This window comes from Aeromicrobium sp., from assembly GCF_036675695.1.
Lineage (GTDB): Bacteria > Actinomycetota > Actinomycetes > Propionibacteriales > Nocardioidaceae > Aeromicrobium.
The window spans coordinates 44697-66018 of sequence record NZ_JAKFEL010000148.1 but is presented as its reverse complement, the minus strand read 5'-3'; the positions used below and the strand labels follow the sequence as shown (position 1 = coordinate 66018).

General features: G+C 60.3%; 17 protein-coding genes. 12 read left to right on the top strand and 5 right to left on the bottom strand.

The genetic code is table 11. The annotated features are described in order from the left end of the window. Positions 1–10 precede the first annotated feature (10 nt). The 10 genes from V6M39_RS09375 (at position 11) to V6M39_RS09330 (ending at position 11947) form a co-directional block, all read left to right on the top strand. Positions 11–1573, top strand: a complete 1563-nt coding sequence (locus V6M39_RS09375; RefSeq protein ID WP_332643556.1) for a class I adenylate-forming enzyme family protein — start codon at positions 11–13, stop codon at positions 1571–1573. Beyond that, positions 1570–2955 (top strand): class I adenylate-forming enzyme family protein, encoded by a 1386-nt coding sequence (locus V6M39_RS09370; RefSeq protein ID WP_332643555.1) that lies wholly within the window; start codon positions 1570–1572, stop codon positions 2953–2955. The genes V6M39_RS09375 and V6M39_RS09370 overlap by 4 nt, the downstream gene beginning before the upstream one ends. Before the next feature lie 71 nt (positions 2956–3026). Further along, positions 3027–3548 carry a DUF1097 domain-containing protein gene (locus tag V6M39_RS09365; RefSeq protein WP_332643554.1) on the top strand — a complete coding sequence of 174 codons (522 nt, stop codon included), beginning with the start codon at positions 3027–3029 and terminating at the stop codon, positions 3546–3548. 269 nt (positions 3549–3817) lie between these two features. Then, complete coding sequence (locus V6M39_RS09360; RefSeq protein ID WP_332643553.1) at positions 3818–5536, top strand: FAD-dependent oxidoreductase; 1719 nt, start codon at positions 3818–3820, stop codon at positions 5534–5536. Positions 5537–5597: 61 nt separating this feature from the next. Beyond that, positions 5598–6833 (top strand): cytochrome P450, encoded by a 1236-nt coding sequence (locus tag V6M39_RS09355; RefSeq protein WP_332643552.1) that lies wholly within the window; start codon positions 5598–5600, stop codon positions 6831–6833. Between the two features lie 163 nt (positions 6834–6996). Further along, complete coding sequence (locus V6M39_RS09350; RefSeq protein ID WP_332643551.1) at positions 6997–7584, top strand: aldehyde dehydrogenase family protein; 588 nt, start codon at positions 6997–6999, stop codon at positions 7582–7584. A gap of 22 nt (positions 7585–7606) precedes the next feature. Then, complete coding sequence (locus tag V6M39_RS09345; protein WP_332643602.1) at positions 7607–8560, top strand: aldehyde dehydrogenase family protein; 954 nt, start codon at positions 7607–7609, stop codon at positions 8558–8560. A 413-nt stretch (positions 8561–8973) separates the two neighbouring features. Continuing rightward, a complete protein-coding gene (locus V6M39_RS09340) occupies positions 8974–10170 on the top strand; it encodes an ABC transporter substrate-binding protein (RefSeq protein WP_332643550.1) in 1197 nt (398 codons plus the stop codon). A 38-nt stretch (positions 10171–10208) separates the two neighbouring features. Further along, a complete protein-coding gene (locus V6M39_RS09335; protein ID WP_332643549.1) occupies positions 10209–11111 on the top strand; it encodes a carbohydrate ABC transporter permease in 903 nt (300 codons plus the stop codon). A gap of 50 nt (positions 11112–11161) precedes the next feature. Beyond that, the gene (locus V6M39_RS09330) at positions 11162–11947 is read left to right on the top strand and encodes a carbohydrate ABC transporter permease (protein WP_332643548.1); all 786 of its coding nucleotides are present in this window, start codon (positions 11162–11164) and stop codon (positions 11945–11947) included. 113 nt (positions 11948–12060) lie between these two features. On the opposite strand, the gene V6M39_RS09325 is transcribed toward V6M39_RS09330, so the two are convergent. Further along, positions 12061–14775 (bottom strand): family 78 glycoside hydrolase catalytic domain, encoded by a 2715-nt coding sequence (locus tag V6M39_RS09325; RefSeq protein WP_442880754.1) that lies wholly within the window; start codon positions 14773–14775, stop codon positions 12061–12063. 522 nt (positions 14776–15297) lie between these two features. Continuing rightward, a complete protein-coding gene (locus V6M39_RS09320; RefSeq protein ID WP_332643546.1) occupies positions 15298–16092 on the bottom strand; it encodes an SDR family NAD(P)-dependent oxidoreductase in 795 nt (264 codons plus the stop codon). 64 nt (positions 16093–16156) lie between these two features. Here V6M39_RS09320 and V6M39_RS18075 point away from each other — a divergent pair, with 64 nt between their 5' ends. Both V6M39_RS18075 and V6M39_RS09315 read left to right on the top strand, forming a co-directional pair. Further along, the gene (locus V6M39_RS18075; RefSeq protein ID WP_442880753.1) at positions 16157–16453 is read left to right on the top strand and encodes a muconolactone Delta-isomerase; all 297 of its coding nucleotides are present in this window, start codon (positions 16157–16159) and stop codon (positions 16451–16453) included. A gap of 904 nt (positions 16454–17357) precedes the next feature. Beyond that, entirely contained in the window at positions 17358–18266 is a 909-nt protein-coding gene (locus tag V6M39_RS09315; RefSeq protein WP_332643545.1) for an amidohydrolase family protein, read from the top strand. Positions 18267–18318: 52 nt separating this feature from the next. On the opposite strand, the gene V6M39_RS09310 is transcribed toward V6M39_RS09315, so the two are convergent. The 3 genes from V6M39_RS09310 to V6M39_RS09300 all read right to left on the bottom strand — a co-directional run bounded on the left by V6M39_RS09310 (position 18319) and on the right by V6M39_RS09300 (position 21186). Next, a complete protein-coding gene (locus tag V6M39_RS09310) occupies positions 18319–19299 on the bottom strand; it encodes a LacI family DNA-binding transcriptional regulator (RefSeq protein WP_332643544.1) in 981 nt (326 codons plus the stop codon). Between the two features lie 142 nt (positions 19300–19441). Further along, complete coding sequence (locus tag V6M39_RS09305) at positions 19442–20338, bottom strand: sugar phosphate isomerase/epimerase family protein (protein WP_332643543.1); 897 nt, start codon at positions 20336–20338, stop codon at positions 19442–19444. Continuing rightward, positions 20335–21186: an SMP-30/gluconolactonase/LRE family protein gene (locus tag V6M39_RS09300; protein ID WP_332643542.1), complete on the bottom strand. Its 852-nt coding sequence runs from the start codon at positions 21184–21186 to the stop codon at positions 20335–20337. The genes V6M39_RS09305 and V6M39_RS09300 overlap by 4 nt, the downstream gene beginning before the upstream one ends. Positions 21187–21322: the final 136 nt, after the last annotated feature.

The following is a 21322-nucleotide window of genomic DNA, read 5'->3' as shown; positions in this document are numbered from 1 at the left end:
GGAGCTCGTCATGTACGTACGCGCAGGGATTCTGACCAGCGAGATCGGCTCGCGATACGGAGAGAGCCCAGCCCTCACGTTCGAGGGTGAAACGGAGACCTTCCGAACCCTCGACCTCGCGGCGAACCGTGCTGGTTCGGGCCTGACCGCCATCGGCGTCTCAGCAGGGTCCGTGGTGGGCGTACTCGCATACAACAGTGCAGAGGTTGTCCATGTCTGGCTCGGATGCGAGCGCGCCGGACTCGTCAGAGTCACGCTGCACAGCCACTTCGAGATGGAGACCCACGTGACGTTGCTCCAGGAGGTTGGCGCAACGGCGCTGGTGTTTGACTCCCGCTTCAGCGACGCGGTCGATGCGCATCGCGAAAATCTTGCCGGCATGGCTCTGATCGCGATCGGCGACAACCCTCCCGACTGGGCCACCTCGTGGTCGGAAGTAACGGCCAAGGGTTCGGACGGTGAACTCTTCCTCGACGCCAATGAGGCCGATCCCGTATTCCTTCAGCCGACCACAGGTACAACAGGTAAGCCCAAGCCCTGGATCGTGACGCACCGGTCGTGGGCAGCGATCGTCAATCAGAACCTGCACCACCTTGACACGTTCTCGACGGACCTGCCCTCCGTTGGCCCAAATGACGTGATGTTGCACGTTCACGCACTTCAATGGGCGACCGGATTTCAGCTCCTCTACCCATTCATCGTGCGCGGTGCGCGCACCGTCTTGATGGACGACTCGGAGTTCGATCCAGAAGCCCTGGCGCAGACTCTTGTGGATGAGGGGGTGACGGCGCTGCTGCTGCCGGCTCCGATGCTCACCCCACTGCTTGACCTCATTGAGGCGAAAGGCGGAATCGATCACAAGCTGAACAGGCTTGTCATCTTCTTCGCAACCCCGGAGTTGCTGGTGCGCACTTCTGAGGTGCTTGGCGACGTTTGGTGCCATGGCTTCGGCTCAACCGAGCAGGGCGCGGCCACCACACGACTCCTGAGTAGCGAAGTGGCCGTCAACGCTGATCGCCTGGCAAGCGTCGGCAGGGCGGCGTCGCCGTTCTTCGAGGTGGCGATCGTTGACCACACAGGTTCGCGACTGCCAGCTGGCGAGGTGGGCGAAATCGTGGTCCGGAGCGCGATGTCCACCAGTTCCTACTGGGATCTTCCGGAGCGCACCGAGAACGCCTACTTCGCCCACAACTGGTTCAGGCCCGAGGATGTCGGCTATCTCGACGCCGATGGTTTCCTGTACTACGTCGACCGGGCGGGCGACTCCATCTCCACTCCCCACGGGACCGTCTACCCCCACGCCGTTGAGGGCGCCGTCCTGCGCCATGACGCTGTGGCGAATGTCGGTGTCGTCGGTCTGAGCAACGGCGAGATCGTCGCCGCAGTCCAGCTGAAGCCAGGCTTCATTGATTCAGTCGAGCTCCGCCGCGAAATCGAATCCGCGGGCTCTGCAGGACTCAAGCCGCACGAGCTGCCGACGGTGCTCATTGTCGAGGAGCTACCCACCGTTCTTGGTGGCGCCAAAGTTCAACGCGGAGTGCTTCGCGAGGCGTTGGAGGAGCAACGTCGATGACTGCGACCTCCTCGGCCCTGGTGGAAGCCGCAGATTTGGTGCTCGTCACTGACGGGCAGGGCGAGACGCGAACAGGCGCAGAGCTGTATCACGCCGTGTCGTTGCTGGCAGGCGAGATGACGGCAGCGGGGTGGGCAGGGGGCGTTGTCGGGCATTGGTTCACCAACAGCATCGCGTCGATCGAAGCAGCTCTGGCGATCGAGTGGATTGGCGCGACGCGGGTGTCAATCGATCCGACGACCAACAGCCAAGAAGCGAACTCGATGTGGAACGCAGCCAACGTTGATGGCCGACTTGTCGACCCTGAGCACGGACACGCGCCGACCCCCGACTCGCTGGTATACACGCGCTCTCCCGAGACAGGCGGCAGTCTTATACCTCCCACTGAGGAGGTCGATCCGAACAAGACCTACCTTCTGTACCCGCGTGCTGTGCAAGATGGTGAGCTGCTGGCGGTGCCGATCTCGTACGGCAACTGGGATGCGACGATGCGGCTGAACCAGGCTCTATACCGTGAGGGCTGGTACGGGTCGGGGTTTGGTCCTGACGCATGCTTCCTGACGGTGCAGCAGCTCATGCACGGAACTGGGTTGGTGGGGTCGTTCCCGTTTCTGCGCATGGGACTACCCCAAATCATTCTCGACCGGTTCGATGCCGACCTGGTGCTTGAGGTGTTGGGGTCCGGGCGCGTGACCGCCACGATGATGGTGACGGCGATGGTGGATCGGCTAACTGACGCCCTCGAAGCAACCCCACGCTCACTCGGGAAGCTGAGCACCCTTTTGTATGGCGGCGCTCCGATGAGCCCTGACCGGCTCCTCAGAGCGACCACGGCGATGCCGGACGTGCTGGTCCAGATCTATGGTCGGCTCGAGGGAGGTTGGCCGCTGACCGTCCTGGATCAGGCGGATCATCGGTCAATCCTTGCGGCGGACGGTGGGCTCCTCATCGCGAGTTGTGGACGCGCACTCCCAGAAGCGGGTTTGCAAATTCGCGCGTCAGGAGAGGTTGTCGTTCGCTCTGACATGGTCGTCGACTCGTTTGCCGATGTCGACGGCTCCTGCGGACTCGGTGACATCGGCCATCTCGACGCCGACGGATATCTATTCCTCGACGGTCGCCTGGATCGGATGATCAACACCGGCTACCACGTGTATCCGGCTGAGATCGAGGATCGAATTCGAGAGGTCGCAGGTGTACAGAGCGCTCGTGTTGAGGGACGCCCAGACCCCCGGCGGGGCGAGAAGGTCGTCGCGCTCGTCGTGGCGAGTCGCGACGACCACGAACGACTGCAGCGTGAGCTTGATCTGCACCTGCGAGCGACCCTGGCGCCGTACAAGGTTCCGCGCGAGTACGAATTTCCCTCCTCGCTTGGCCAATAGTAGCCCGCGAGTCCGTAGCTGTTGTGTGTCCAGATCAACGTGTCCCAGTAGAACCAAACTAAGGAGAAACAATGAGTTCGACCAATGCCACTGCCCTGAGTGTCGGAGTGCTCGCAGGACTCTCGATCTACCTCGCGGACCTTGTGGACATCCCGCCGTGGCTCACGTTCCTTGCATGGTTGACCGTGTACTTCTGTGGTGGGGGACGCGAAGGTGTACGTCTCCAGGTCACCAACAACCTGTGGGGAGTGCTCGTTGGAGCTGCAGCACTATGGGTACTTGCAGAAGCGGCAACCGGGCTTTGGCTGACTGCGGTCGCGCTGGGTGTGGCGGCGTTTGTGATCGCGCAATCTGCCCGATTCGGGCCTCTGTCCCAAACTCCTGCCGGCTTCGTCGGACTCGCCATGGCTGCAGCCGCGGCCCAGGTCGCCCCGGTCGCAATCACAGATGGGTCACGCCACAATCCAGTGCTGGTGGCCGTGGGTGCAGTCGTACTCGGATCGCTGCTCGCGCTAGCCTCCGACTTGCTTTCGTCGATTCTCAGTGGTGATCGACCTCGCTCTGAAGCGGCCGAATTCGGGGCAGTCGACTAGGCACTCAACCCAGAGGTCGCAGGTTCAAATCCTGTCCCTTCTACCAATGAAGGCCCGGACCTGTTGGTCCGGGCCTTCATTACGTTTGCACTACTGGTCCGCGGATGGGCTAACTGTCTTGGCGCTTCAGCGACGGTGGATCAGATGTTGCCGATCGACGCGTGACAAGCGCTTGATTTGGCGAACTGGCGATGTCTCCAACGTCGAGACAGAATCGGCTAGACAAACGTTTGATCAAGCCCGTACAGTCGCATTGAGACGGTGACGTCGTGCCTGAGCGTGAGGCGCTGCCACCGCCCGATTCAGAAGCAAAGGATTTCGGGTCCGTGACGTTCATCATCACCCAGTCATGTTGCAACGACGCATCATGTGTAGCTGTCTGCCCGGTTGACTGCATCCACCCGGCGCCGGACGATCCGGACTTCGCGACAGCGGAGATGCTCTACATCAATCCTGATGAGTGCATCGACTGCGGTGCCTGTGTACCCGCCTGTCCGGTCAGCGCCATTCACGCTGACTCCGAGCTGCCGGGGCACCTCAGCGACTACGTTCAGATCAACGCTGACTACTTCACCTGGGTCGGCGACATCCCGTTCCCGGCCGTTCCTCCGCCGGCCGGCCCCAAGGTGCAGGATCAGGCCGCTCCGCTGCGGGTTGCCGTCGTGGGATCCGGTCCGTCGGGTTGGTTCGTCACCGAGGAGCTGGCCGCCACCCGTCGCGCCGACGTGGAGATCACGGTCATCGACCGGCTGGCGACGCCTCACGGTCTCGTACGCCATGGCGTCGCGCCTGACCACCTCGGCACCAAGGACGCGTCGCTCATGTTCGACACCATCGCGCGGCACAAGAGCACCACGCTCCGTCTCAACGTCGACGTCGGCCGCGACGTCACCCACGATGATCTCCTCGACCACCATCACGCGGTCGTCTACGCGACCGGCGCACCGGTCGGTCGTACGCTCGGTATCCCGGGCGAAGACGTGCCCGGCAGCTACTCCTCTGCGGAGTTCGTCACCTGGTACAACGGCGAGCCCGACCACGTCGATCTCGCACCGGCGCTCGATCACGAGCGTGCGGTCATCATCGGCAACGGCAACGTGGCTCTCGACATGGCACGCCTGCTCCTTCTCACCCCCGACCACCTGCACGCCTCGTCGGACATGGCCCCGTACGCGATCGAAGGGCTCCGCGAGTCAGCGATCCAGGAAGTCGTTCTGGTCGGACGTCGCGGACCGGAGCACGCAGCGTTCACGACGCCTGAGCTGCTGGCGTTGGTCAACAACCCCGACATCGACGTCATCGTGGATCCTGCGGAGCTAACGAGTCTGGCCGAGATCGCCGACGGCGAACGCACTGCCGGCACGTATGCCGCAAGTCAGAAGGTTGCGCTGCTGAAGCGGGCCGCTGCGATGGCCCCAACGGGTGCCATCAAGCGCCTGGTGCTGCGTTTCGGCCTGACTCCCCAAGAAGTCGTGGGGGAGGAGCGGGCCACCGGCATCGTCCTCGCGCGTACGGGCGATCCCGCCGACCTCGAGACGATCGAGGCAGGACTGGTGCTGCGAGCCACTGGCTACCGCTCGACCGCCGTTGAAGGCGTGCCGTTCGACGAGAAGTCTGGCCGGTTCGCCAACGACGGCGGACGCGTGATCGATCCGGCATCGGGCGAGCTCGTGGCCCGGGTCTACACGACTGGATGGGCCAAGCGAGGTCCATCCGGCGTGATCGGCACCAACCGTACGTGCGCTGCCGAGACCGTAACCGCGCTGATTGACGACTACTACGAGGGCTTGCTGCCCGAGCCTGGTGGCGACAAGAAGTCCTTCGACTCCCTGCTCACCGAGCGTGGGGTGGTCATCGTAGACCTCGCGGCCTGGAAGCGGCTCGACAGCCACGAGAAGGCCGAGGGTAAGGCCGTCGGACGCCCCAGGCTCAAGATCACCGACCGCGAGGAACAGATCCGCATCGGGGCCGAGAGGAGTGTTGTATGACAAATGAGGTTCATCGGCCTTGCCGCCTGCTCGAACTGCCCGACCCACGGAGATACTCATAATGGCTCATCCCGAAGGAAATGACGGCGCGCCGGAAGCGATCATCTTGCCCACAAGTCGCCGTACGCCGTTTGAACTGCCTGCGGAGCTGCAGGCTCTCCAGAGCCAAGGTCGGCCGATCTCCCGGCTTCGTTTCCCCGATGGACATCTCGGCTGGCTAGTCACAAGCGATGCTCTGGGGCGGAGGGTGTTGGTCGATGGGCGATTCAGTGTTCAAGATGGCCGCAGCCCGGTTGGTGACCCGGTCGAGAACGAATCAGTCAAGCGAGCATTTCATGCCCGACCCGAATCCAGGGGCGCCATACTGGAATGGGACCGGCCGCTGCATGCACGCCTTCGCCGGGCCCAAGCTAGCCATTTCACCGCGAACCATACGAAGGTGTACCAGTCGATCATCGAAAAGATCGTGGAAGCACGCCTGGATGCTATGCAGGCTGCAGGTTCGCCTGTCGACCTAGTCCATGAGTTCGCTCTCCCAGTCTCGTCGATGACAATTTGCGAGATCATGGGGGTGCCGGCGGAAGATCGAGAAAAGTTCGAGCGTCCAAGTGCTGCGACGCTGGATCTTGACGCCACATCGGAAGAGCGAATCGCCGCCAATGATGAGCTGTTCACCTACGCACGGCAAGTGATCGCCAGCAAGCGTGCCAATCCGGTTGGCGACCTTTTGAGCGATCTTGTGGTTGGCGGTCAGTTGTCGGATGAGGAACTGGCCGGAGCGGCGGCTCTTCTTTTCGAAGCCGGACATGGCACGACGGCAAGCATGTTTGCCCTCGGGACGTTTGCGCTTCTGGTCGATCAAGAGCGCTGGCAAGCACTCCGGTCCGACCCTTCCTTGGTCGACAACGCCGTCGAAGAGCTGCTGAGGTATCTGACTATTTTCCACCTGGGGGCTTTCACGCGGACCGCGATCGAGGCCGTCGAACTCGACGGAATCCTCATCGCAGCTGGGGAGAGCGTCGTGGTTTCTCTTCCAGCAGCCAATCGAGACCCCGGACGATACGCAAACCCAGACCAATTCGATCTGCAGCGCGATGCGCACGGCCATATGGCATTTGGACACGGCCGACACGTCTGCCTAGGCCAGTACCTCGCTCGGCTCGAACTCCAAGTTGGTTTCAGAGCAATGCTTGACCGGTTTCCTAGTCTCCACTTGGCTGTCGCCCCAGAAGACGTACCCCTCTACGAAGAGGAGCTGATTATTCAGGGAGTCCACCGGCTCCTTGTTGCTTGGTAGAGCGAGTCAATGAAAAGGGTCCGAGCTTGAATGGGGTGGTCGCAAAGCGGTAGGCTGGTCAAACGTTTGATCTACTACGGTGGGTTGTCTCTCGATGGCCGCACTCGCTGTAGGCGCGAGCAAGTTTCCAAGCCGTGAGATCTCCGATTGAAGGACTGAATAGATGAGCTTCTTCTCATTCTCCCCAACCACGGGGGAAACCGTTGCGGAGTACGGAGAAGCTACAACCGAGGAGATAAATGATGCAGTCGAACAGGCGGCGGAGGTCCATCGCTCGGGAACTCTCTCAGACCCAGGAGTACGTTCTCGGCTCTTGGGTCGTCTTGCCAAAGAACTGCGCGGAGTTGGCGACGCGATCGACGCGATAGCCCACATTGAGACTGGCTTGCCAGTTGCCAGGCTTGGGGGAGAGTTCGAGCGCGCATGCGTCCAGTTGGAGATGTTCGCCGATTTGGTCGAATCAGGCGTGGATGCCGAGGCGATTATCGACACCGCCGATCAGACGTGGCTTCCAGTCGCGCGACCAGATCTAAGGCGAATGCTGGTACCTCTCGGCCCCGTGGCCGTCTTCGGCGCGAGCAACTTCCCGTTGGCATTCAGCACGGCTGGCGGTGACACGGCTGCCGCTTTGGCTAGCGGGTGCCCCGTGGTGGTAAAGGAGCATCCGTCACATCCTGGCACGGCCGACATTGTTGCGGGAGCCGCGAAGCGTGCCGTAGCAGCAGTCGGACTGCCCCCCCGGAACCTTTAGCTCGCTCAGGGGAAGATTCGCGATCGGCCAGAGCCTTGTTGCGCATCCAGGAATTGCCGCGATCGCGTTCACAGGCTCGGCACAAGGGGGACTCGCGTTGAAGGCCATCGCCGAATCGCGGCAAGTCCCAATCCCAGTCTTCGCTGAAATGGGCTCCAACAATCCCTTCATCATCACAGCAGGTGCAATCACCGACGACATGGAGGGGTTTGCAAATGGGCTGGCGAATTCCGTGACTGGATCCGGGGGACAGCTGTGCACGAAACCGGGAGTAGCGTTCGTCCCCGAAGGCGAAGCTGGCGAGAACCTGATCGACGCGTTCCGCAGCCGGCTTGACGCGATGGAGCCTTCCCTACTTCTGAATTCTTCGGTTCATGGTCGTTTTCGAACGGGGCTGGCGAGGCTCTCAGCCGATCGAGTGACGGAGCGCGATGAGCTTGAACGGTTGGCAGGTTACCGTCAGCGTCCAGTTGCGGCCCGCGTCAGTGTTGGCGACTTGGCTCTCGATCCCAGTTTGCTGGAAGAGCTGTTCGGACCATTTGTCTTGATTGTGAGTTACGCCGACCTGGACGAATTGGAATCAGCCCTTGAAGCGCTACCAGGCCAACTCACGGCGACACTTCGCGTCGGGTCCAATGACGAGCTGATCTGCGAACGCCTTGCCGCTGTGCTGCAGCGAATCGCCGGCAGAGTCCTATTCGATGGGTTCCCGACCGGAGTTGCCGTAACTTGGGCCATGCATCATGGCGGTCCCTATCCAGCCACCACTGATCCGGCGCATACGTCCGTGGGAATGACGGCAACTCGGCGATTCCAACGCCCAGTGACGTGGCAGTCGGCACCGCAGCATGTGCTCCCGCCTCAGCTGCGTGACGGAAACCCATGCCAGATATCTCGGCGTGTGAACGGCGTCCTCACCACGTCCAAGTTGCTCCCGCGGTCTCCCAATGAAGATTTGTCAATCTTGAACCCTTAGTGCAGGTACGTCTGTTCCGGAGAGGCTATCGACTTTCCTGGACATAGACGGAGTTGCCGCGGGAGCAATGACATTTTCTCAGAACCCTCCGCTTCAAGCGATTGACTGCTCGTATCAAGCCGTGAGGGCGCGCGGTTGGCATGGCGCCCCAAGTAGGACCAGCCTGCGCGGCACCCGACGGCCGTATCAATCGAGTCAAACGATTGCCTTTTCGTTCGGACGCTACTACGCTGCCGTGAATGTCGAGAATTGCAGCGTTGCTCGGGCCGGCGGGTGGGCGCCGTCCCGATCGTTGCCAGCACACCATTGATAGTCCAAAGGAGCTCCACATGAAACGGAACAGACTTACGGCGAGCATCTGCGCGCTTCTAATAGCGCTGCTCGCCGCGTGTAGTGGCGGAAGTGACAAGAACTTGACCGACGAGAAGTTCACGCTGACGGTCTGGGACCTTGGCAACTCACTCAATCCGGAAGTGGATGAGCAGATCGATGACGCTTTCGAAGCCAAGTACCCTAACGTCACGATCAAGAGGGTTCATCAACCGCCAGAGACTTACCCAACGTTGCTTCGTACAGCCATGGCGGCGCAAAAGGGCCCTGATGTGTTTGCAGCATACGGGGGCAAATGGGTGCTCGACTTCCCCGCCGTACGGGAGCTGGACGACCTCATGGCCCCGGGCGACGAGGCAACCCTCACAGCTTGGGCAGAGAATGCCAAGCTAGCGGGGGGCAAGCACTTCACAGTTCCGACCGAGACGGCAGGAACGGTGATCTACTACAACAAGGCGCTGTTCCGGGAGGCTGGACTAGATCCCGAAGCCCCACCAACGACCTGGGACGCCTTCCTGGCGACATGCGACAGGCTGAAGTCGGCTGGCATCGTGCCGTTCGCTGGAGGTTTCAAGGACGGCGGCTTGGGTGAGATAATGTTCCAAAACTTCGCGCCGCAGTACATACCGGATACCAAGATGGACGAGCAGGTCGCCAATCCAGATTGGCAGGATCCTTCGGTGTCGAAGGGCTTTGACCGGCTGCGAGAGCTGCATGACCGCGGATGCTTCACCCCCGATTCAGAGACCATCAACCTGTTCCCGGATGTGGTCAACCAGTTCAAGTCGGGCAAGGCTGCCATGAGCATCGGGTTCACCGGAGGCGACGTCCACTGGAAGCTCTTCCGCGAGACGGCTTGGGGCAAGAAGGATCTTGGCGTTGCGCTTTTCCCGTTGGTGGCTGACGGCCTTTGGGACGAGCAGCGCATTCAGATAGGAATGGCGGGAGGCTCGGCCATGACCAAGTGGACCAAGCATCCCGAGGTCGTGTACGAGTACATGATGTTCGTCGCGAATAAGGAGAACTCGGAACTGCGTTTCGAGAAGAACGGCGCGATGCCGGCGAATGTCAATGCCAAACCAAATGTCACAGACGAGGCTGCCAAACAAATCATCGAGTGGATGCGCACCAAGCAAACACACCTGGGCGGCCAGATCGGTGCCATTGGCGCGAACGTTGAGATCGCCCTGTTGAAGGTCGTCCCGCAAGTTGTATCGGGTGACAAGAAGTGGGACGACGTGTCTGACCAAGTTCAGTCCGAGCAAGAAAAATCCAACTAACACAAATGTTGATGCACCAACTCACTGAAAATACGCGCGTGGCGCGGCGGACCGCCTTCTCGGGGCTCCGCCGCGTCACGAGCGCAGCGTCAGAACTGTTCATGGTGCTACCGGTCACCGTGTTGATCGCGTTTGTGGTGCTCATCCCGGTTGGCAGCGCGATCTGGCACTCGTTCACGGAATGGACTCCGGGCTACGGATCGACCTGGATAGGACTGGACAACTATCGCGAGATCTTCGCTTCTGACCAGTTTCAACAACTGCTCTCGAATCAATTCATCCTGTTGCTGGGCGTGCCGCTATGGGTTGGTTTTCCCCTCGCAGTGTCGTTCCTCCTCTACGAAGGCGTGCCGCTCCCAGGGGCATTCAGGGCGATCTTCTTCTTCGCTGGCACATCGCCTCCAGCTCTCATCGGCTTGCTCTTTTCATTCATGCTTGCCACCAATGGAACACTCAATGAGACACTGCGTCGTCTCGGTCTTGGCGCCTTGGCAAATGGGTGGCTCACAAATGAGAACCTGGTCAAGCCCGTGATCATCCTTGTACTCGCGTGGGCGACCATGGGCATGGGTGTGGTCCTGTTCTCCGCAGCACTAACTGCAGTCGATGGAGAGCTTCTGGAGAGCGCGGAACTGGACGGCGCGGGATGGTGGCAGCGAATGCGACACATAATTCTCCCAAGCATCCGTCCCACGGTCGAGCTTTGGACGGTGCTCCTCGTGATTATGGTCTTTACGGGCATCTTCCCCTGGATCTTCACGCTGACTGGAGGGGGGCCAGGTTACGCGAGCACAACGCTCGACTGGGACTTGTACGTCAATGCGCTGACGTATGGGAACTTCGATTTTGCTGCCGCTGAATCTGTCCTCTTGCTGGCCATTGCCGCATTCATCATGGGTGTGGGTTGGATGTCGGCGAAATACAGAGAGAGCCGCGCGTGAGAGCGCGCAAAAGGAGCTTGCGAAGCAGGAGCTCTAAGCGGAGAACGTTCTTGCTCCTGCTTCTCACCCTCCCATTTTTGTACCCGTTCGTTTTCTTGATCAACACCGCTCTGAAACCGCGGAGCGAGTTTGAACGTGATTCCGTATCGCTTTCAACGAAATTGACGTTCGAAAACTTCGCCTCGGCGTGGACGGACGCCGATCTCGGCGCAGCGATGCTCCATTCAGTAATTTCGGTTTCGATCGGCGTACTCGTGGCGGTCGCAATCTCGGTTACCGGGGCTTTTTGGTTCGTTCGCCGCCCAGGTCGGTGGTCGACCTCTTGGCGTGTACTGCTCATTGCCACGACCGCAATTCCGTTGCCCGTCTACATCATTCCGCTGTTCCTGCAACTCAGTGACGCGGGTCTGACCGACAACCTGTATGTGATGGGCGCCATTTACGCTGGGTGGACCTCAAGTTTGGGTCTGTATCTGGTCTACACGTTCCTCAAGGCCATCCCGGACGAGTTACTTGAGGCTGCGCAGCTCGACGGCGCGAACCCATGGCAACAGCTCGCGTACATTGTTCTTCCGCTGTGCAAGCCGATCGTTGCGACTTTGGCCGTCCTGGCCTTTGTCGCAACTTGGAGCGACCTTCTTGCCGGAGTTGTGCTGATCCAAGATCCCGAGAAGCGGCTGCTGATCCCGGCCACCGCACTTCTGAACGATCTACATGTCAGCAACGTTCCAAGGACGGCTGCGGCGGTCGTGATTGCCATGGCGCCGATGTTTGTCGTCTTCCTTGTGGGACAGCGATCGTTGGCACGGGGGATTCTCGCGGGAATCGGGAAGTAGTGCGAGCGGTCGAAGCACGTGACGATGCATTGGCGGTTAATCTTGGGCAGGCACGAGCAGGGGGACCGACAGACCATTCAGCACCGCAAACTGACTAGTGCGCGGAGGATCCCTTAGAACTTGGGCCCTCGAGCCGGCTGAACTCCCAGAGCTTGGAATTCGTAGTGACCTGAAGTGATCTTGGTGGTCCAGAATTGCTCGTCCCGCTGAACGCTAGTCACGCCTGCAGCATCCTGAGCCGAACTGCCACCCTCGAGGAGCGGCCCGCTACCAGCTGGGATAGTTAGTGTCGCCCGGGTATTTGGCGGAACGTCAACCTTCAGCGTGAATCTGGAGTCTGCCTGAACCCAATCGCTCACGAAGGTTCCGCGAACCGAGCGGTAGGTCGTGCGAGCGTAGGCGAGGTCTCCCGGGACCGGAGCGATCAGGACATTCTCGTACGTGAATTCATCTTGGCCCTGTCGGATGCCGCCAACATATTCAAAGAGCCAGGCTCCGATCGCGCCCAATGAGTAGTGGTTGAAGGAATTCATCTCGGGTGTCTGGAATCCTGCATGCTTCGTCCAGCCATCCCAGCGTTCCCAGATGGTTGTCGCACCATGCCGGATGGAGTATCCCCAGGATGGATAGGTGTCCTGTAGCAGGAGTCTGTGAGCCACGTCCGGATAGCCCGACTCCGTCAACACGGGACAGAGGTGACCTGCACCGAGAAATCCGGTAGCGAGGTGCCATCCGCGGTCTTCAATATTTTCGACGAGGTGGGCGGCAGCCTTCGCGCGCTTCTCAGCGGGCAAGACTCCGAACGCCAATGCGAGTACATAGCCAGTCTGGGTGTTCCCACGGATCCTGCCATCGTCGTCGACGTATGCGTCATTGAAGGCTTTGGAGATTCTCCCGTAAAGGTCTTGGTATGCGATCTTGCGCTCGGTGTTGCCTAGCACGTCGGCGGCTTGCGCCATGATGCTGGCATCGTGCGCCCAGTACGCCGTTGCGATGACTTCGGGGGGAGTGTGCTCATCGACGGAGAGCCAATCGCCGTAGTCATCCATTCCCTCACGAGACCAGAGCAGTTTCGGGTTCTCGCGCTCAATGTAGGCGAGGTAGCGCTCCATGTGCGGCCAGTGGCGTCGGAGCATTCGGAGGTCGCCATAGCGGCGATAGTGAGTCCACGGAACAATCACGCCCGCGTCCGCCCACGCGGGCGCGCCGTCGGTCGAGGCGACTATGCGCGGGGCGACGTCGGAATAGGCTCCACTCGGAGACTGCGCATCAAGCACGTCGTCGCCCCACTTCGACACGAACGCGTCGATATCCATATTCAGCGACGCAGTCGGGAGGAAAATCTGGGCATCGCCGAGCCACCCCAGTCGCTCGTCTCGTTGGGGACAATCGGTGGGAACCGAAATGAAGTTTCCTCGTTGTCCCCATTCAATATTTCGTTGGAGTTGATTCACCATCTCGTCTGAACAAGTGAATGACCCGGTCTGTGGCGTGTCGGATGAGACCACGAGACCTGTGAGGTTCTCGGGTAGCAGCGGATCAATTTCGCCGCGCACTTCGACGTAGCGAAATCCGTGAAAGGTGAAGTGAGGCTCGAAAACTTCTATCTCGTTCGTGCCCGCTAGGACGAAGGTGTCTTGTGCGCGTGCGCTTCGCAGGTTCGCCGTGTAAATGGAGCCGTCACGGTCCAGCATCTCGGCAAAGCGCAGCTCAAGTCGAGTGCCACGCGGACCTTGGACCGCAAGACGGACCCATCCGACCATGTTCTGTCCGAGGTCAAACGTGAAAGTGTCCGACGCCTGCTGGGTCACCGAAATCGGCTTGAGCTGCGCTGTGACTCGGATGGGCTGAGCTCGCGCAGGAACGATGATGGGGACCTCAGGAGTCTCGGAGACCAGGACTGGACTCCAATCCGTGTCATCGAAATTCGGCTTGCTCCAGCCGCCGAGGCCGTAGCGCGCGTCGATACGTTCCCCATGCAGGAGATCCGAATAGCGGATAGGTCCGTTTCGGGTCGCACGCCATGAGCCATCGCTGGTGACGATGGTCGTCCTTCCGTCGGCATGTTCAATGCGCACCTCGCACAACAGTTCCGGTGAGTGGCCGTACCAAGCGCTGGGGTGTTCGTGATCGAAGCCCACGTGGCCCGCATACCATCCTGTACCCAATATTGCGCCAATCGCGTTAGGCCCGTTGCGGACATACGCAGTGACATCGTGCGCCTGGTACTCAATGCGCTTGTGATAGTCGGTCCAGCCTGGGTCGAGGAGGTTGTCACCGACTCGTTGACCATTGACTTGGACCTCGACAAGACCACGGGCCGTAACGTAGAGGGTCGCGCGGGAGATTTCACTGTCGACCTGAAACTCTCTCCGCATGTATGGGGACGGCTCCTCGCGATCGAGCAATTCGGCGGGGTAACTCGCGTCGTCCGACGGACGGGTGCTTGGCGCCACAAGCGGGTTATGTCGTATCCAGACGGCGCCCCACGAGTCAAGGGCCGTGCGGAAGAGCGCAGGTTCTGCCCAGCCGTGCACTATGTCAGATTCATCGCGGACCCGTACTGTCCACACAAAAGTCGAGGCAGGTGGGAGAGGTAGCCCCGAGTATGGAATCTCGAGAGTTTCCGACGACTCCACCATGCCGCTGTCCCAAAACAGGCGAGTCGGATCGTCGTGGGCGGCGCCGTCGGGCCAAACCCGAATCTGGTAAGCGGTTTGCCGTCTGTTCCGCCCGTCCGCGTTCAGCGTCCAGGCGAATCGCGGTGCCGGCGTGTCGACGCAGGGCACGTCCTCACGGTGCTCGCAGCGAAGCCTGCTTGGCTGCAACGTGCGACTCCTCTGCGTCCATTCACGCGACCAGGCGTAGCCGCGTTGCTCGGCTAGCCAAATGCCAGCCCTCCGTACCTAACTCCGAGACGATTGCACAATCGTTTGACTAGTGCAATAGATCCTTACGATTTCTGTCCCGGCTTTTTCGCGGACCAATCCCTGGCAACAAATGATCTCAGCCCGGCAGGCTCTCGCGACGTGAGCAAGGGGGAACGGCGTCAATGCCAAATCTGTGGGCGCGAGCCATTAGTCAAGCTCGATCATCCGGGAGCTGGCTTTGGCGACGACGTTCCTCTGCGTCGGTAGCTCCGCGGCCATCGATGATCGCATCGGCTGGGTCAAACCCTGAACCTCCCAGAACAATCATGAATCGATCCTTGTGAAGGCGTTCTCCCGTTTGGAATATTCGCAACTCAAGGCTCCTCAGCCAACTGGCCAATCTGGGAGAGATGCCTTCCGGATCGGCATTTGGGCCGGTCGAAGGTGCACCGTTGGCGTCGTCTCGGGTGTTCTCGTCGCTCATCGCTGGATCTCAATCCGCTCATGCGGCAAGCACCGCGTAGTTGCTCCGCCATCTACTACGAGTGAGGCGCCCGTGACGTAACTCGACTCCGATGAGAGAAGAAACCAAGCTGCGTTCGCGATCTCTTCTGGGGTGCCGGGTCGCTCCATCGGACTGAGGCGACTTTCTTCACGCAAAGCGGCTTCGAGATCGTCGGTTCCGACCAACGTAGCGCGGGTCATCGGGGTGTCAACCAGGCCAGGCAGTAGCGCATTGCATCGAATGCCCAAGTGACCGTAGTCGGCGGCGATTCCCTTCGAGACCATAGTCAGAGCTGCTTTCGCTGCTTGGTAGGCGAAATAGCGAGGAAAGGCTGCGACTCCTTGAATAGATGAGACGTTCACGATTGATCCGCCACCATTCGCGAGCATTTGCCGCACGGCGATGGCGCAGCCAAACATGGGTCCCAGCTGCAGCACCTTTAGCGCGTCGACGAGAGATGCTTCTGTAACTTCGTGCGCACCCCCAACTGCATCGATCCCTGCGTTGTTCACCCAGTAGGCGAGTCGTCCTTCTGCTTGAGCAGCGTCAGCGGCGTGCAAATGTGTGGACCAGTCTGAGATATCGCCTTCGAGCGGAACCAGTCGGCCGTTCAGCTCGCTGGATGCCTCGACGAGTCGTGCGTGATTCACATCAACGCCGACTACTACGATCCCTTCCTTCACCAAGCGCTTGGAAATCGCGAGTCCGATTCCCATTGCTGCGCCTGTGACGACGGCGACTCGTTCCTGTGTCTGCGGGATGTCGTCCACGCGGCCTCCATCAACGGTAGTCAAACGCTTGACTTGGTCGAATTCTATCCGATAGACAGACTATGTGGAGTTTCTCGTTGAGATTGATATCAGACTTCCTGCAGACATGTCGGAAGAGCGACGGTCAGAACTCCTTGCTGATGAGCGAGCTCGAGGAACCCAACTACTCGACGAAGGGGTGCTCGTCGACATCTGGCGAATTCCTGGCCGTCTTGCAAATGTGGCCATCTGGAAGGCCGTCGACGCGACCGAGTTGCATTCGGCGATCGCGACTTTGCCGCTGTTTCCTTGGTTCGATGTGCGCGTCACCTGCTTGGCGGTTCATCCACTGCGAGCACCTCACGTCGTGGAGACCGAGTGATCAGTCTGAGTTCGGCTGCCCTCAACGTGACGGTGGATCCACTGAATGGGGCCGAGATCGTGTCGGTCGTTGATGTTGCGAGCGGAATCTCGCTGCTGGCAACAGCACCGAGTGTTCGCACACGGACGTCACATGGAGACCTCAGTGCTGCAGTCTGGGAAGCTGGGTATCGCGGGGGCTGGCAAGTCCTGACGCCCAACGCGGGTCGTCAAAGCAACGTTGACGGCGTTCATCACGGGTTTCACGGGCGCGCGTCAAGCGACCGGTGGCGGATAACTGGTGCAGAGCACTCGACGGCTCAGCTCGTTTGGGAGGGGCATGGGTTGCATGTCACCCGCCTGTACGAGGTAGTCGGCCCACGACTCGAGGTAACGACTACTTGGTCAACCGCGTCGGACAGACCAATTCCGATGCTCCATGTTGAACACTTCGCCATTGGGTCCGCTTTCCTTGAGCAGAATCTGGTGATTGAAGTCGCCGGGAGGTCGTTGGATTCAGCGAGTCCCGCGCTGAGCTTCGAGGACGACGCGCCGCATATGGGGTTTGAGGTACTCGGACCGCTGTCGGAAGGCGTCGTCGAAATCTCGTCCCAGCGACGTGAACTGCGCGCGACTCTTAGGTGGCGAATCGACGAACTGCCGTACCTGTGGCTCTGGCACGAAAACCGAGCACCGGAGGGTGTCTGGGGAGCTGAGGGACGAGTTCTGGGCCTGGAACCTGCCTCCGTCCCGCACGAGAATGGGCTTGACCACGCAATTCGACACGGGCAAGCGACATGGATCTCTGCGGGTGAGCCGGTGACTCGCGCGATTTCGCTAGAGATCGTTTCTGCCACACACTCACAACGGGATCCAACTCACAAGCCGCTCAATCCCCGCAGCTCGCATGATTCGATGGACTCTCAATGAGCGGACCTTTCGGCGAGACGCGGGTGGTGGATGCTCACCAGCACTTTTGGGACCTGAGTCGCGACGATCATCCCTGGTTGCGCCGGCCCGCGCCGGGCAGCGAGGAAGACGTGATTCGTCGGCGCTATTTCAAGTACCAGCCGAAGGAGTATCTGGAGGAGGTCAAGCCTCTGCGGGTGGCTGCTTCAGTGCACGTGGAAGCCAGCTGGAACGTGGACGACCCGGTGGGTGAGACGCGCTGGCTGCAACATATGCATGACAGCGGGGGATGGCCGACCGCAATTGTTGGAGCTGTTCAACTGGAGGCACCTGACGCTCGAAAGGTTCTCACCGCGCACGCCCGGCACCCAGCGTTTCGTGGTGTTCGAGACCCTCTTGGTTGGTCGCGCCGTCCCGAATTTCGACTCGCTCGTGCCCCCAGCCAGATGGCAGACCCGGCATGGAGGAAGGGGTTTGCGCTTCTGCAACCCCTAGGCCTTCGTTTCGATATGCAGGTCTTTCCGTGGCAGTTGACTGAAGCGGCGGATCTCGCGTCGGATTTCCCAGATACCGCGATTGTTCTTGATCACTGCGGGTCGCCCGATGAACTTGCCAACGACAGAGATGTTTGGAAAGAGGGGATCGCGCGCCTCGCGAACTGTGCGAACGTGTACGTGAAAGTGTCAGGCATCTCTCACTCAGCCCGGTCACCCTCAGACATCTGCGAGTACACCACTACCCTGATCGAACGCTTTGGATGCGAACGAATCATGTTTGGCAGCAACCTTCCGATCGAAGAATTGGGAGGCTCACTAGCGACACTCATTGAGGGCGCGCGCGCCGCACTATCGAGTCGTTCAGATGAAGAACGCGATGGCTTCTGGGGTGGCAACGCTGCTCGCTTTTACGCCTTGGTCACCAAATAGTCAGGTCCCTGAAAACGTGTCCGAGCGGGCTCGCCCACCCCTGGTCTTGCCGTTAGTCCGGAGGCGGAGGCGCCGTAGACGCTCGCTGAGTTAGGCGAGGCAACTCGTCCAATTCGACATCCGCCACATCCTCATCGTCGATGAGGCGGAGGAGCATTTCAACAGCCGTCACACCCATGGCGCGTAGAGGTAGTTCGACGGTCGTCAACGCGGGATGCATGAACTCACCAATCGGGGTGTCGGAGAAGGCGACGATCGAGAGATCCTCGGGCACTCGTACCCCTAACTCGTCACAAGCCGCGAGGGCACCCATGGCCCACCTCGACGTCGCGATCAGAAGCGCGGTGGGCCTGGGTTCGCGATGGAGGAGTTCGAGTGTCGCCTTGTACCCGCCGATCTCGTCTACGTCGGTGGTGATGCCCAGCTCGGGGGGAACCGGCAAACCGGCGTTGCTCATCGCGCGCAAGTATCCGGCCGTTCGTCTGTTACCCGTGTCGAGCGGAACGTTGACGACCAGGTGAGCGATCCGACGGTGCCCGAGATCGATGAGATGTTGTGTGGCCACCTCCGCGCTCGCCTCGTCGTTGCCGATGACGCTGGGTCCAAGGTGTGGCTCACGCCGATTGACCAGCAGGCATGGGATGCCTTCAGGCAATTGCACGGGGGCAGCCGGATCGCCCGTAGCAATGGCGTAAAGCAGGCCGTCGACTCTTCCATGGAGCTGGGCCAACCTATGTTCAGCTGCGCCGCTGGCAACGAGCAGAATGTAACCCGCGTCGTTCGCGCGCTGCTCCGCGCCGATCGCGATCTGGGCGTGGCTGGCGTTCGCGAAATCTGGGATGACGAGACCAATAGCCATCGTGCGGGAAGTCTTGAGCATGCGGGCAGCGATGTTCGGGCGATAGCCAAGGCGATCGATCGCGTCCAGCACTCGCTGACGCGTTTCGGGCCTCACCAATAGCCGCTCGTCTCCATTGATCACCCGCGAGACTACGGACGTGTCTACTCCGGCAAGCGCTGCCACGTCTGACATACGCACTGCAGATTTTTGTCGTCGGCGACCCGACGGGGCGCTCAAAGGATTGTCTTGCACACGGCTCATGCTACCGCTCGTGCCGAGGTCCTTGACCTCTGAGTCAGTCGGTTGAGCATTTCGGTCTGTTCCGCTTTGGCTGTCAGGAGATGAAGCGGACTCCATGTTCGGCTCCTAGCTCTTGTACACACCGAAGTGCTGCGGCTGATTCACGAACTCCTAGGTGCTCTACAAGCAGTGTCGCGTCTGAGGGTAGGTGGCGACACGCCCGTAGTACGGCCGGCAGGTCCATGACCCCGGTACCAGGAGCAGCCTCGGAAATCTTTAGGACAAGGTCGGGCTCAACCACAACGTCCTTGATGTGTGCTGAGGGAGCCAGTCGAGGGCCCAGAGTCGCTGCCGCGCTCTCTGCAACCTCTCCAGAGGAGAACACGGCTTCGAGCGAGCCGAGGAAATTGACCGGATCGTAGTTCGCGCGAATCCACGGAGAGTCGACCGCATCCAGAATTTCGCGCACGTGCTCGGGCGTATCCAATGTTGTCAACAAGTGAGCCTCCAGACTCACGGGCATCTCAGCGTCTTCGGCGTGCCGGGCGAGTATCGCGAGATTGCGAACCAGCCGGTCTCGCGTTTCCTGTGTGTGATTCCGTGGATCTGGGCCATAGCTGAATGTTGGATGGTGTGAACCACACCCGAAGAGCATTGCCTCTGCCCCAACCGTTTGAGCCGACGACATGGCTTCGGCGATTATCCCAATGTCATGAGCCGCAATCCTCGCGTCGGGGCTGACCAGGCGCGGGCCAAAACCGCCGTATTGGACTATTCCGAGCCCCGCGTTATCTAGCGTTTCAGCGAGTGTCTTTCCTCGGTCTCCGCCGAGTCCACCGGGGGCGACTGCGAAATGCGTCATGATGCGAGTAACGCCGAGCTGCGAGATCTGACTGGCTCTCTGTGGCGTCAACTCGTCAGGGTCCTCAGGAACCAAGCCCTGCCCGAGTCCGAGGTGCATCTCAAGCGACTCATTCGATTCGAATGTCATATAAGGCCCTTGGGTCTGTTGAGATCGGCGCCCTCAATATCGGTCAGGATTTCGGACAGGAAGAGGTCGCCTAAATTTGCTATGCCCAATCGGTCAAGATTGGGGCCAAAGAACGCGGCGTTGGTAGGTGCGGAGACACCGATTGCTTGCCAATCGTCGACCAAGATTTCCATGGAATCGCGTGACCACAGGTACACGCGGTCGGGGCGGTAACAGGTAATTACCAGTCGACCGTCGGCTGCGAACGCCAGACCATCGGGCACGGTTTGCGGAAGCTCCAGGTGGACCTCGCGGGGACCTAGTTCACCGGATTCCGAGAACAACTTGTGACGTACGACGCCTGGAAGCGTCGACTCGACGACATACAGAAACTCGCCGTCGGGATCGATTGCCAAGCCGTTAGGAAATCGTGAGCTCTCGCGATCCACAACGCGGCAAGTTCTGTCCGACTCAACCACCCAGATCTTGCCATTCTCGGCACCCCATTCGCCCGAGTCCGATACGTAGAGTCGGCCAGTTCGATCGAACACAAGGTGGTTGGGCGCCATCATTGGTTCGTCGTCGTCTCCATCGGCATAGTGCTCAATCGCACCGCTCGATGGATCCACCCGGACCACTTTGCGTAGCCCCATGTCGCACACGTATACGCGTCGCAAATCGTCGAGGGCAATCCCCAGAGCGAAGCCGCCGGTGTTGGCAATCTCTTGTGACTCCGGGCGCTTCCCGCGAATGTCGACTCTGTAGATTTGCCCCGCCTCGCCTCCGGCGAAGAGGAAGCCGTTGGGATCCCACGCTATGCCTTCAGGATGGTCAAGACCGTCGATCAGGGTGCGAATGGCTGTAGGCATACGTGCTCCGTCGAAGGATCGTTGAGGTTGCCGTGGAAGTCGGTGACCACGCTAGACAACCGTTTGGCTTTGGTCAACGACAAGCCGGTGCGACCCATCTACGCACCCAGGCGGCGCTCGGTAACCTCAGCGGTGC